Genomic DNA, 13,563 nt, shown 5'->3' with positions numbered 1-13,563 from the left:
TGTCGCCATTTTTCCGCAAAACGGACGTGCACGGATCCCCCATGAATTTCCCAGGCTTCTTCCATCGCCGCAGCCATTGCCCTGCCAGTACGGAACTGGCGGTCAGCATCGGCAATTTTGATGGGGTTCATCGAGGACACCAGGCTCTGCTGCGGTCTTTGCAGCAAGCAGGATTGCCCACCGCCGTACTGACTTTTGAACCACTCCCCCGGGAATTTTTTCAGGCAGACAAAGCCGCACCACGACTCAGCAGCCTCCGCGAGAAAGTGCTGGCCCTGCGTCATTATGGTGTCGATCAGGTCTATTGCCTGCCTTTTGATCAGACACTGGCGCAAGTTTCTGCGGAAGATTTCATCTCCCGGATCCTGGTACAACAGTTACAGTGCCGTTTTCTGGTAGTGGGGCATGACTTCCGTTTTGGCGCCGGCCGACGCGGAGACCTGCACATGCTCCAGCATTACGGTCGGCAATACGGTTTTACGGTGATGGAACAGGCGGCATTCAGCCTGGACGGGCATCGGGTCAGCAGTACCGGGATTCGTGCAGCCCTGCAGGCAGGTCATCTCGATCAGGCCAGTCAATGGCTGGGCAGACCCTATACCCTCTGCGGAAAAATTGTCCATGGTGACCATCTCGGCCGGGAACTGGGTTTTCCGACGGCCAATATTCCCCTGAATCGCCGCCCCGTTCCGGTCCAGGGGATTTTTGCCGGACGTCTGCATAGCGAGCGGGGAAGCTGGATAGCAGCAATCAGCATTGGTTTGCGACCCACCGTCAGTGGCAAGCAGATGGTGCTGGAGGCGCACTGTCTGGATGCCGACAATCCCGATCTCTATGGTCAGCGCGTGCAAGTAGAGCTGCTCCAGCAGCTTCGTCATGAAGAAAAATACCCGGACCTCGATACCCTCAAGGCCGCCATTGCCCGGGACATCCTGAATACCCGCCGTTTTTTTACCGAACACCCTGAGGATTCACCAAACCCATGGACTACAAGCTCACACTGAACCTTCCCCAAACGGATTTCCCCATGCAGGGCAAACTTCCGGAACGTGAACCCGCTACCCTGGCGCGCTGGCAGGAGCATGATTTATATGCTTCCCTGCAGGCAGCGCGCAGCACAGCGCCGGTATTTATCCTGCACGACGGCCCGCCTTATGCCAACGGCAACATCCACATTGGCCATGCGGTCAACAAAATTCTCAAAGATATCATCAACAAAAGTAAATTGAGCGAAGGTTATCGGGTGCCCTATGTGCCGGGCTGGGATTGCCATGGTCTACCCATTGAAATCAAGGTAGAAAAAGAGCTTGGGCGTCCCGGTGAAAAAGTCAGCGCCCAGGAATTCCGCAATGCCTGCCGCCGCTATGCGGAAGGCCAGATTGGCGGACAGCGCCGGGATTTTGAGCGCCTGGGCATTCTCGGGGATTGGCAGCATCCCTATCTGACCATGCATTTTGCAGCAGAAGCCAACATTCTGCGGGAGCTGGGCCGCTTAACCGTCAATGGCCAGGTAGTGCGTGGCGCCAAACCGGTGCATTGGTGTGTGGACTGTGGCAGCGCTCTGGCCGAAGCCGAAGTGGAATATCAGGACCGCAACGATCCTTCCATCGATGTGGCCTTTGCGGTAGCTGACCCTGCCGACCTGCAGCAACGCCTGGGACTGAATGAAGCAATGGCGGCCAGCGTGGTGATCTGGACCACCACCCCCTGGACATTACCCGCCAATCAGGCGGTGGCCCTGCATCCTGAATACCGCTATGTGCTGTTGCGCAGCGGTCATCATTACATTCTGGTGGCCGCCGATCTCGCGGAAAGCACCCTCGCCCGCTATGGTGAGGCTGCGCAAGCTGCTCCTGCCGTCCTCGCGGAATGTGCCGGTGCACAACTTGAGGGATTGCTGCTGCAGCATCCCTTTCTGGATCGCCAGGTTCCCGTCATCCTCGGCGAGCATGTCACCCTCGAAGCTGGAACCGGCTGCGTACATACCGCCCCCGCCCACGGCGTAGAAGATTATGAGGCCAGTCGCCACTATCATCTGCCCGTGGACAGTCCCTTGCAGGATAATGGCCGCCTCCGCGATGACCTGCCCCATGGGCTCGGTGGTCTGAATATCCGTCAGGCCAACGAGCGCATCATCGAACTCTTGCAAGAGAACAAGGCGCTGCTGCATCTGGAAAAAATCCGTCACAGTTATCCCCACTGCTGGCGCCATAAGACCCCCCTGCTGTTCCGGGCGACGCCGCAATGGTTTATCAGCATGTCCGCCAACCAGTTGCGCGAGCAGGCCCTGAGCGCCATTGAGGATACCCGCTGGATTCCCGACTGGGGCAAAGAACGGATCGCCGGCATGGTCCGGCAACGTCCGGATTGGTGTATTTCCCGGCAGAGGGCCTGGGGTGTACCAGTAGCGCTGTTCTCCTGTGTGCAGTGCGGTGAGCCGCTCCGCGACGCGGCGACTTTTGCACGCATTGCGGACGCCGTCGAAGCCAATGGTGTCGATGCCTGGTTCAATCAACCCGCAGAGGATTTCCTCCCGGCGGATGCCCGATGCCCTGCCTGTGGGCATACCCATTTCCACAAGGGTACCGACATTCTCGATGTCTGGTTTGACTCCGGTTCGACCCATGCTTTCGTCCTCGAGCAACGTCCCGAGCTGCAGAGCCCCGCAGATTTGTATCTGGAGGGCTCTGACCAGCATCGCGGCTGGTTCCAGTCCTCCCTGCTGGAATCGGTGGCCAGTCGCGGCCGTGCGCCCTTCAAGGCGGTACTCACCCACGGTTTCACGGTGGATGGTGAAGGTCGCAAAATGAGCAAGTCGGTGGGTAACGTCATTGCCCCTCAGAGTATCATCGACCGTTACGGTGCCGACATCCTCCGGCTCTGGGTGGCTTCGGCAGATTATCGGGGCGAAATCCCCATTTCCGACGCCATTGTCAAACAACTGGGAGACAGCTATCGGCGCATCCGCAACACCGCTCGCTATATTCTCGGCAATACCCATGATTTTGACTACGCCAGAGATGCCCTGCCAAGCGCTGAATTGCTGGAAATGGACCGTTGGATGCTGGCGCGCACGGCACTGCTGCAGGAAGAAATCCGCGCCGCCTACGCAGAATATCAGTTTCTGAAAGTGCAGCAGAAACTGCATCATTTCTGCTCCGTGGATCTTGGCGGGCTGTACCTGGATATCCTCAAGGATCGTCTGTACACCTCACCAGCGGCATCCCGCGCCCGTCGTTCTGCACAGACGGTGCTGTGGCAGATGCTCGAAGCCATGGTCCGTTGGATGGCGCCCATTCTCAGTTTTACGGCGGAAGAAATCTGGCAGGAGATGCGCAACCGTTCTGCTCCCAGCGTGTTTTTCGGGGAATATCCGGCGTTGTCCTTGCCGGAAGATACGCTTGCGCTCAACGCCCGCTGGGATCGCCTCAGTCAGCTGCGGGAGGCCGTGAACGCCTCGCTGGAACCTTTGCGGCAGGACAAGAAAATCGGCTCGGGTCTGGACGCGGAACTGCGGATTTACGCCAACCAGGACTGGGAGGAATTCTTACGCCCCTTGGGAGAAGAACTCCGCTATTTTTTAATGAGTTCGGCCTGCAGCATTCTGGCCTATTCAGCGCGGCCGGAAGCCTGTGCGGAACCGCTTCCCGGAGTGGCCCTGGAGGTAGAAAGCAGTTCGGCCCGCAAATGCGCACGCTGCTGGCATCGGCGTGCTGATGTCGGAGAGCATGCCGAACATCCGGAAATCTGTGGGCGATGTGTGAGCAACCTGGAATTACCTGGCGAAAATCGGGAGTTTTGCTGATGTTACGTTATCTCTGGCTGTCTTTCGCCGTCATCATTGTTGATCAGGGCGTCAAGCTCTGGCTGAGCCACATCTGGCGGGTGGGTCAGGGGGTGGTGGTGCTTCCCGGTCTGCTCAATTTTCGTCTGGTCCACAATACCGGTGCGGCTTTCAGCTTTCTGGCCGGTGCCGGCGGCTGGCAGCGCTGGCTGCTTATCGGTATTGCCCTGCTGGTGGTGGTGGTCATCGTCGCCATCCTGCGACGCCTCAAGCCCGGCAGCACCTGGACGGCCGTGGCTCTCGCTCTCATCCTCGGCGGTGCGGTAGGCAATCTCATTGACCGCATTCGCCTTGGCTACGTGGTGGACTTTATCGGTGCCCACTGGGGCACTTTGTACTGGCCGTACTTCAATATTGCCGACAGTGCCATCAGCATCGGTGCTGTGATCCTGATTCTCGATGCTTTTCGTCGCCACTGAGTGATGCCGAGAAGCACTACGCTTGGCAGAGGGATGCTTTCAGCATTCCCCTGACCAAACATTGGGTTCCACCTACAATGGGCTATTGACAGCTCCGCCACTGTCGTCAAATCGTGACAAATTTCGGCGCCTCGACGCGTGCTGAAATTTTACGCCTTTGTTTCGCATGGGATAATATATTTGGCATAGTCCTTGCTTACTCCTCTGAAACACACGAATTGAGGAGATCACCATGGAAAGCAGCACTAACTTACTGGCCGCTCTGCGCCGGGTTCGCAGCTTCCCCAGCTATTCATCCTTCATGGCGGGGCATGAAAGACAGCGCATCAAAAGGGAGCTACAGAAACGTCTGCTGCGTTTACGACGGCAAAGACAGGGTCACCGAAACAGTTTTGTCTCAAAACAGCAACAGCTGGCCGGCGGTTTCCTGCAACAGATTTTTCACTGATCTTCAAACACAGGCGCGCTGAATATCTTTTCCGCACTCCTGTAAAAACTGCCAGCGCGCCACCCATTCATGTACCGGATGGGGAGAGACTCCGGCCATTACCTGACGGAACGCCTCAAAATCTTTTTCAACCTGTTTCAGGACGCTTAGCAAACGTCGCAAGCGCCCCGGGTCACCCTTGCGTTTGGCATTTTCAATGGCCTCTCTGGCGACAATGAGGGAGCGGGGAAAATCCATGGCTTGGCGCAAGGCGGCATCGCGTTTTTTTCTTTCGCCTCCGCCTTCACGATCAGGCATGCGGGGGACCCGCTGGTGCCATTCCTTCAGCATATCCAGAGACTGCTTTTCCAGATCCATCCGCAATTTTTCTGTAGAACCCGCCAATAAGCGGGCGCTTTTGAGTTTGCGGTCATCGTGGCGCAGTCGGGCCTGACGGGTAAGCCCCAAGGCCAGATCCTGTTCGCTGACCAGCCCTTCGGCAATCAAAAGCTTGCCCAGGCGCTCACCTCCGGCATGCTGATGGCTGAGAGCCCGTTCCAGTTGCTCCGGAGAAATGAAGCCGCTTTGCAGCAACAGTCGTCCTATGCGTCTTTTTTCTTGTTCTGTGGCCATATTTTATTGTGGGAATGTGAATGATGATAAAAACACTCAGCGCCGGTGAACCAGCCCTGCTCGGGCCTGATCCCGGGGTTTGATGATGATTTCATCGATATTGACATGAGCGGGGCGGCTGATTACCCAGACAATCGCTTCGGCAATATCTGCTGCAACCAGGGGTTCCATACCGGCATACACATTGGCCGCCCGTTCCGCGTCTCCGGCAAAGCGCACCAGACTGAATTCGGTTTCCACCAGACCCGGGTCGATTTGGCTGATTCGAACGGGTTGACCCAGCCATTCTACGCGCAGGGTTTCTGTAATGGCTTTCACCGCATGCTTGCAAGCCGTGTAGCCCCCACCGCCGGCATAAGTTTCATGGGCAGCAATACTGCCGATATTGATCAGATGCCCAGTTCCCGAAGCGGCTTTCAGGAGTCGGGGATACAGAGCTTTACTCATGCGCGCCAGGCCGAGGACATTACTGTCCCACATGCGTTGCCAGTGGGATTCTTCCATATCGGCAATGGCTTCCAGACCCAATGCCCCGCCCGCATTGTTGACCAGCACATCGACAGCTTCGGGTAACTGATCCACAAACCGACGGACACTTTCCGGGTCAGTGACATCCAGGGCCAAAGCCACTCCCTGGATTTCCGCAGCCAGGGCCTGGAGTCGCTCCAGGCGCCGGGCACCCAGATAAACCTGGTAGCCTTGTCGGGCAAGTTGACGGGCTGTTTCTGCACCAATTCCAGAAGAAGCTCCGGTAACCACGGCGCAGGGTCTGGACGCGCTCATGCCCAGCCCTCCGGTTCATTACCCGCCCGCCATTTGATGCTACAGCCGACACTGGGTAAAGTTTTTGCGGGAGGATCACGGCCATCCAGCACGGCAGCCACGGCTGCTGACAGATCGTTACCAGTAACCGGAAGCGTGTTCTTGGGACGGCTATCATCAAACTGCCCGTGATAAAAAAGCTTGCCGGCCTGATCAAACAGAAAAATATCGGGGGTGCATACAGCGTTGAAAGCCTTTGCCACACTTTGCTCCCCATCAAACAAATACGGGAAATCATAACCTGCTCGCCGGGCTTCCGCCGGCATTTTCTCGGGAGCATCTTCAGGGTAGGTTTCCGGGTCATTACTGTTGATGGCGACCACCTGTAACCCCTGACGCTGCCACTGCCGGGTCAGTTCCCCGAGCTGCTGGCTGATATGTAGTACATACGGACAGTGATTGCAGATAAACAGTACCAATAATGGCTTGCCCTGGGCAGAGCTGCTGGACCATTGCGTTTTATCCCCGCCCACGGGCAGAGAAAAAGCGGGCATGGCCCCACCTATGGGTAAATCTTTTGCTGTCATCGCCATCGTTATATCTCCTTGAATTCCTGATACATCATGTGGTCTGAAAAGCATCGCATGGGTCACTGGATACCCGGTTACACATAGATTTTCATGCGGGCGCTGGTTGCAGCCCTCCAGACAAACCCTGCTCCGGCAAAGATTCCAGTACCCAGGTACCGTTTCCCTGCAGACGCAGACAACGCTGATGAAAGCGCAACAAACTGGAGCGATGCCCCACACTGATCATGGCCGTTTCCGGCAGAGCCTCTATGAGTAACTGGTACAATTGACACTCAGCGGGCTCATCCAGGGCCGAACTGGCCTCATCCAGAAACAGCCACCGGGGTTTTTGCACCAGCACCCGCGCAAAGGCCAGCCGCTGTTGTTCCCCCAAGGATAACACATGGGACCAGAGCCGGGAGTCCTCCAGCTTATCCTGCAGCCCGGACATCCCCACCAGACCGAGAATCTGCTGCAGGCGCCGGTCATCCATGTCCGTCACGCCAAAAGGATACACCAGCACTTCCCGCAGGGTGCCGAGGGGGAGATAGGGCTTCTGGGGAAGAAACAAGGGACGTTCGGCCTTGGGTAGTCCGATTTCTCCGTCACCAAATGGCCAGATACCTGCCAGCCCCCGGATCAGGGTACTTTTACCACCCCCGGAAGGCCCCATGATCAAAAGCCTTTCTCCACCTTGCACGTCGAGATTCAGGTCATGCACCAGCTCCCGACCGTCGGGTAAACGCATATTGAGATGCCTGACCTGCAAACAGGGGGCATCACGACATTCAATCTGATAGTGGGTTTCGCGAATGACCCGCACTTCTTCCATGGATTGTTCAAAATAGCGCAGACGATCGACCACCGCATGCCAGTTGGCGAGACTGCTGTAACTGCTGACAATAAAGGACAGAGCACCCTGCACCTGGGCAAAGGCGGCGCCAATTTGTTGTAGCCCGCCAATACCAATGGCTTTGTTCACAAAATAAGCGGGCAAACTGACGATGAGTGGAAAAATGAGAGCAGCCTGGCCATAACCCGTCACCCACCAGTTGAGGCGCATGGATCGCCAGATAATCCGCCAGTAATTGGCATACACATTGGCGAAACGCTGGAGAAAATGATGGCGTTCTTCACTCTCACCGCCGTATAAAGCCACGCTCTCGCTGTTTTCGCGCAGGCGCATCATGCTGAAACGAAAATCGGCCTGATAGCGTTCCTGGTTGAAATTGAGTTTGATCAGCGGGCGGCCGATCAGGGCCGTCAGAATCGTGCCAAACACGGCATAGATCAGAGCCGCCCAAACCAGATAACCGGGAATGGTATATAAAGCTCCATTCCAGGGAATGGTAATCATGGCCGACAATTCCCAGAGCATGAAGACAAAGGCTGCCAGCGTGGTGATGGAGCTCAGCATGCCGATGATGATGTTCAGGGTCTGGTTGGTAAAACTGGCCAGGTCTTCGCTGATACGCTGATCGGGGTTATCCGTTCCGTCACCGAGTACCTGCATGTGGTAAAAAGTACTTTTGGACAGCCAGTTATCGAGATAATGTCGAGTCAGCCACCGTCGCCAACGAATTTCCAGCATCTGGGTAAAGAAAACCTGAGACACACCAGCCGCAACATAAGCAGCCGCCAACAGCAGAAAAATCAGCATCTGGTACCAGGCTGCATCAACGGCAAAATGCTGCAAGGCGTTCCAGAAAACTGCATACCACTGGGTCATCTGGTAGGAAATGAACACCATGAACAAATTGAGAAGAATGATCAGCGCAAAAACACCCCGGGCACTCCAGCGCTCTTCTGAATGCCACCAGTAGGGTTTGCTGATCCGCCACAAGTCGCGAAAAAAGGCTCCGTTAAACTGCTTCATACATTCTCTCCAGCCGCTAACATCTGGCTCATCCCAACGCCCCTCCGATTTCTGCGCTTCCCCCGGCGCAATTCTTGCTATGCTTCAGGGGATATCTTATCCGTAAAATCCAGGAGAATAACATGACCCAATCCAAAAACCATTCCCGTCGTCAGTTTATCGGAGGTATGGCCGCTGTTGCCGGAGCGGGAGCCCTGGCCATCAGTGCCCAGAGCAATGCTGAAGGCTTGATGGGACCCACCAAAAACAAGGTGGTTTTTCAGCTCAACAAATCAGATCCGGCTTATGTACTGGATATTCTGCATAGTGCTGCGGTCGTCCTCGGGCACTTCAACAGCGATGCCGACATTGTCATCGACTGCTTTGGACCGGGCCTCTGGTTGTTGGTCAAGGCCCCGAAAAACCATCAGCATTATGAAAAATTCATTATGGAACAGGTTGAAAGCCTGCATATGTATGGAGTAGTTTTCAACGCCTGCGAGCAGACCATGAAAACCATTCACATTGACAAGGCAGATCTCATCCCCCAGGCGGTTCCGGTATTCAGTGGCGCTGTGGATCTCATCACCCTGCAGCAGAAGGGTTATGCCTATATCGCCTGGTAAGCTGGCCAAGAATCCATGTGAAACGGCGGTGAGGGGAGGTTTTTCTTGCGACTTTGGCCTGCGCCGTCTTTAGTTCTTGGTGAAATCCCGCCGTTTATCTGTTAATCCAGTTGCCGATGCTGCAAAACCGGTAGCTGCTTACGGCAGCGCTGCAGGAACTCCCTGTCCATTCCAGCCATCACCCAACCCGGCCCCTGTTCCATGCGGGCCAGGACCTGCCCCCAGGGATCAATGATCATGCTGCCACCAAAGGTCTGGCGACCGTTCCGGTGAAGGCCGCCCTGATCGGCGGCCAGCACATACGCCTGGTTTTCGATGGCCCGGGCGCGCAGCAGACTCTCCCAATGGGCGCTGCCGGTCTGACGGGTAAAGGCGCTCGGCACGACCAGGATTTCCGCGCCGGCATAACGCCGATACAATTCGGGAAAGCGTAAATCATAACAAATCGACAAACCCATCTCACCCCAGGGGGTTTCCACCTGCACCGGCGCTTTTCCGGGAGCAATACTGCGAGACTCCCGGTACATTTCTCCATCGGCAAGATCCACATCAAAAAGGTGGATCTTGTCATAGCGCGCCCGGCGCAGGCCTTGTTCATCGTAAACCAGACAGGCAGCGAAACAGCGCCCATCGGGTGCTGCCAGCGGGATGCTGCCCCCTACCAGCCAGCAGCCATGCTGACGGGCCTGGGCTGCCAGCCAGGACTGAATAATCCCTTCTCCATCGGCTTCCATGAGGGCCAGCTTATCTGTTTCATGGCGGCCCATGAAAGCAAAATTTTCGGGGAGCAGGACCAGATTAGCCCCCTCACCGGCAGCCTCGTGGATCAGTCTGGCGGCCTGTTCCAGATTTTCCGGAAGGCTATCTGTAGAAACCATCTGAATGACGGCAAGCTGGGCGTCCATAGGCTTATTGATCCTTTTGGAATGAAGATGAAATGCGGGTGACCAGCGGATGGGCCCATGAGCCTTCCGCACGGTAATTTAATTCTAGCACCTTCCCCGAATGTCCAAACATTGCCGGCCCCAAAAGCGGCAAGTGACCCAGCAGCCAGTCAAAACTCTGCAAGGGATACACCCGCAGATGCAGATTCATTTCCTTATGGACCATGTCCAGAGCGCCCGCCCCGTGCATGGCCAGGGCACTGGAATGCAAGCGAATATTTTTGCTGCGGGCGACACCATGAGCCAGCGTGAAATCTGCCGAAAGTTCATGAAAAAACAGTCCTTCTCCGAATAGTGGACGATAGTCAAAGGTGAGCAGATCTTTCAGCAAGGTCGTGGGATTCACGTAAACCAGCCAGGATAGCTCCGTACCGATTTTTTGGAGTCGCCCATTTTTGATGGTGGAGCGGATATTCCCCTGCAATTGCTGCACATGACAATCCCAGGGCGCTCCCGGCCAGGAAATTTTCCCGGTATAAAGGGCATGACCGTAATCCAGACTATGCATACCCAGCGCTTCCAGAGCGGGAGCAATATTCGGGCTTTTAACCGTTCCCTGCAGCGTGGTCATGGCGCGAGGGCGGGATTGCCAGGCGCCGCTGAGATTCCACTGACTTCCCGCCCAGTTCCCGCGCAAGGTAGAAATGTGCCAGCCCTGATCGGATCGTTCGGCTTCCAGGCTGACATTCTGCAGTGGATGTCCATGCCAATCCAGATAGTCCAGGTGGGCAAACAAATTCGAGGGCTTATCCGCTGCCCTCGCCACTGGCCCCTTTGCGCCCTGATAGACCAATCTGCCGATAGACTGGGGACTTTGCCAGTGCAGGTAACTATTCCTGCCATCCAATCCACCCTGCAGATGAGCGTGCTGCATAACCTGGCCCAGCCAATGTATGGTCTGCCAATGCAGATCAAAACGGGTTGGGGGCCAGTCGCCCCCAGAACTATCCTCCTGAAGCAGGGATAACCAGGCATCCACTGGCAAGTCCGCGCCCTGTCCAGTGACGATCACGCCTTTATCCGGGAGCCTGGGGAGTGGTCCCGCCCCCAGATGCACGGCTGCGCCTCGCCACTGCCAATGGGTCGTCCTGTGTTGCCATGAGAGTTGAGCATGGCCCTGCGGGGCTTGTATGGTCAGGATAAAAGCCTGATTCCAAAGCCCCTGTCCCAGTAATCTGACCGGGGCTTCACGTCCATAATTCCAGGCCAATGGCGCCGGGAGGGTGCTCCGGCTGCGTTGCAATCCGGCTTCTCCAGACAAATACATACTGTCCTGCCGCAAACTTCCAGACAGCTGGTAAGGAATGATGCCCTGCAGCCGGGATTGCCACCGTGCCGGCAGCGGTAATTTACCGGCTTGCATGTCTCCATGGAGATGCCATTGCAGATTCACTTGCTGCTGGCGATCATCCCCCTGGATATCTAATTGGGCAGGACCGCCCATAAACTGGCCCTGCAAATCGCGGGCATCCAGTCGATGCCGCTGAAAATTCACCCTTCCAGAAACAGCCCGGGCCTGCCATCCCCCCAGCTGCATGCCTGCATCCTGCAGCTTCAGGGTCCCTTGTACCCGGGTTTTTTCATGATGAAATGGCACTTGCAGGGCCAAGTGCAATTGTGCGGCACCGGAAAGCTGCAAAGGTAAAGCATGTGCATGTCCTAAAATGGGCGTCTGACGCAAAAAGGGCAAAAGTTTCGCCAATGGCAGGGTGGTATTCACTGTGCCCTCCAAAGGGGAAGAACGCCTGCTGCGTAAAGCACTCATGGTCACCCGGACCTCGTGCAGCGGCACGCCGGCCATGTCGCCATGCTGGCTACTGATCGCCAAATTGTTTCCCGTCCACTGTAGGCGTGCATCCAGATGCTGCAGTGCTGGCCAGTGGGGGGCAAAATGCAGATGTACATTCTCGAAATCGGCCTGCAAATTCAGTTGTTGCCCATGACGGTTTTCAGGAAGCCGCTGCCAGGGACCTTGCCAGCGCAACTCCGCCTGCTTTAGCGTCCCGCTCTGAAAAGCCCTGGAAAACCAGTGCTGGAGGGCCGGTGAAATTCCTTTGTGAGGCACAAAAGTGGGTATATCGCGCACCGGAAGCTGCTGGAGCTCGGCTTGCAGCCGCAGATAACGTGGCGTCAAGTGACCCTGAAGTTGCCACTGACCCGGTCCCTGGATACGCAGTGGCGATGCTTGCAGGGACCACTGTTGCCCCTGCCATCGACCGGATATGTGGCCAGACACGCCTTGCAAAACCCAGGGATGGGTAAAGTATTGGGGCCAGAGCAGTTCCAGTTGCGGACTCTGCAGGTGCAGAAGAAATGCTGGGCTTGCGCCGTCAGATCTCCCGTCAGCCCTTGTAGATGGGGAGTATTGCCCAGGGCCGGAATACCCAGATCGTCCAGCCGGGTTTTTAATTGCCACTGGACCTTCCGGGAATGTGTTGATTTCAGGAAATGCACCTGAAAATTCCGCAAATTTCCCTGCCAGACTTGCCGGGATACCTGCCGCCACGCCTGCGGCAAGAAGGGACCAGCGATGCGCATTAAAACCGCTGCAGGGATTTGCTGAATATGCAAGTTGCCCTGCCATTGCCGCTGCCAGTCGAGTTGCAGCCGGGCGGAGAGCGGCCTGGTGCCCAGTCCTCTGAGCACGACCAGCTGCAACACCCCGGAGCGGGCAGCTCCGTGCCACTGTAACTGCCCCGCAGCATCCGGACCCGGCCCTGGATGTTGCCATTGGAAACGGCCGTGCAGCATTTTGGGCAAGCCGTCCTGCCAGAGTAGATGGCCCCGGGCATTGAGCTGACCGTGCAACACTGGAAAACGCGGATCAAAGCTATGCAGCCAGACCAAGGGCAGCGCATGCAACGACCATTGCCCATGGCCAGCCGAACGGGAAGGATGGGTAAAAACCCCCTGCACCGCCCCGGAATAATCCAGATATCCGCCCTTCGCCCAGTCCAGATGCACCTGCATTTCCGGGCGCAACCCGCCGGTACTGTGCCATTGCAGCCGTAGCTGCGTCGTCCTTCTCGCATCCTCCAGAGAAATGGTCGCATGGCGAATGTCCAGACGTGCCGGATCCAGATCGGGCAGCCAGGGGCTGCTGGCCTGGCGGTGGCGCAGCCCTTTCAGCTGCCAGTGTCCTTGAGGATTTTTGCAGGCTTGTAGCGAAGCACTAGCCACCGTCAACTGCCTGACTACCAGACTTCCCCACAACAGCGGCAGGGGGTAAAGCTGCACATCCACCTGCTTGAGGGACATATCCGGGTGCGCTGGAGGCCCTGCCCGCAGCTGCTGAAAGCGCATGGTTGGCCCATTATTCCATCCTGTGCGGATGGCGCTCAGGTACACGGGTCCGGAAAACTGCTCGGCCAGGGTAGACTGCAACCAGACCTGGAGCAGCTCCGGCCTGAAGGTAAAGAGCAGGCATGTCGCAGAGATCAACAGCAACACCAGCGCTAAAAACGCCGCTGCAATCCGGACCAGG

General features: G+C 56.7%; 10 protein-coding genes and 1 pseudogene. 5 read left to right on the top strand and 6 right to left on the bottom strand.

The features are described from left to right. Window positions 1-41: 41 nt before the first annotated feature. From AC2VLR_RS09030 to AC2VLR_RS09015, 4 genes are all read left to right on the top strand, one after another. Entirely contained in the window at window positions 42-1,004 is a 963-nt protein-coding gene (locus AC2VLR_RS09030) for a bifunctional riboflavin kinase/FAD synthetase (RefSeq protein ID WP_486881836.1), read from the top strand. Further along, window positions 983-3,805 (top strand): isoleucine--tRNA ligase, encoded by a 2,823-nt coding sequence (gene ileS, locus AC2VLR_RS09025; protein ID WP_486881835.1) that lies wholly within the window; start codon window positions 983-985, stop codon window positions 3,803-3,805. The genes AC2VLR_RS09030 and ileS overlap by 22 nt, the downstream gene beginning before the upstream one ends. After that, the gene (gene lspA, locus AC2VLR_RS09020) at window positions 3,805-4,263 is read left to right on the top strand and encodes a signal peptidase II (protein ID WP_486881834.1); all 459 of its coding nucleotides are present in this window, start codon (window positions 3,805-3,807) and stop codon (window positions 4,261-4,263) included. Before ileS ends, lspA begins: the two co-directional genes overlap by 1 nt. A gap of 232 nt (window positions 4,264-4,495) precedes the next feature. After that, complete coding sequence (locus tag AC2VLR_RS09015; RefSeq protein ID WP_486881833.1) at window positions 4,496-4,711, top strand: hypothetical protein; 216 nt, start codon at window positions 4,496-4,498, stop codon at window positions 4,709-4,711. A gap of 3 nt (window positions 4,712-4,714) precedes the next feature. Here AC2VLR_RS09015 and AC2VLR_RS09010 read toward each other — a convergent pair whose 3' ends face one another. The 4 genes from AC2VLR_RS09010 to AC2VLR_RS08995 all read right to left on the bottom strand — a co-directional run bounded on the left by AC2VLR_RS09010 (window position 4,715) and on the right by AC2VLR_RS08995 (window position 8,530). Next, window positions 4,715-5,323, bottom strand: a complete 609-nt coding sequence (locus tag AC2VLR_RS09010; protein WP_486881832.1) for a cyclic di-GMP-binding domain-containing protein, MshE-related — start codon at window positions 5,321-5,323, stop codon at window positions 4,715-4,717. Between the two features lie 36 nt (window positions 5,324-5,359). Then, window positions 5,360-6,106, bottom strand: coding sequence for an SDR family NAD(P)-dependent oxidoreductase (locus tag AC2VLR_RS09005; RefSeq protein WP_486881831.1), 747 nt, complete (start codon window positions 6,104-6,106; stop codon window positions 5,360-5,362). Beyond that, window positions 6,103-6,678: a thioredoxin family protein gene (locus AC2VLR_RS09000; RefSeq protein WP_486881830.1), complete on the bottom strand. Its 576-nt coding sequence runs from the start codon at window positions 6,676-6,678 to the stop codon at window positions 6,103-6,105. Before AC2VLR_RS09000 ends, AC2VLR_RS09005 begins: the two co-directional genes overlap by 4 nt. Window positions 6,679-6,763: 85 nt before the next feature. Then, window positions 6,764-8,530, bottom strand: coding sequence for an ABC transporter ATP-binding protein/permease (locus AC2VLR_RS08995; protein WP_486881829.1), 1,767 nt, complete (start codon window positions 8,528-8,530; stop codon window positions 6,764-6,766). Between the two features lie 122 nt (window positions 8,531-8,652). Between AC2VLR_RS08995 and AC2VLR_RS08990 the strand changes: the two genes are divergently transcribed. Next, a complete protein-coding gene (locus AC2VLR_RS08990) occupies window positions 8,653-9,135 on the top strand; it encodes a DsrE family protein (protein ID WP_486881828.1) in 483 nt (160 codons plus the stop codon). Between the two features lie 101 nt (window positions 9,136-9,236). Here AC2VLR_RS08990 and AC2VLR_RS08985 read toward each other — a convergent pair whose 3' ends face one another. Further along, complete coding sequence (locus AC2VLR_RS08985) at window positions 9,237-10,040, bottom strand: carbon-nitrogen hydrolase family protein (protein WP_486881827.1); 804 nt, start codon at window positions 10,038-10,040, stop codon at window positions 9,237-9,239. Window positions 10,041-10,044: 4 nt separating this feature from the next. Then, window positions 10,045-13,529, bottom strand: a pseudogene (locus tag AC2VLR_RS08980) (YhdP family phospholipid transporter). Window positions 13,530-13,563 lie beyond the last annotated feature (34 nt).

Source organism: Acidithiobacillus sp. TH-A117, from assembly GCF_057473465.1.
This window is presented reverse-complemented; position numbering and strand designations above follow the sequence as displayed.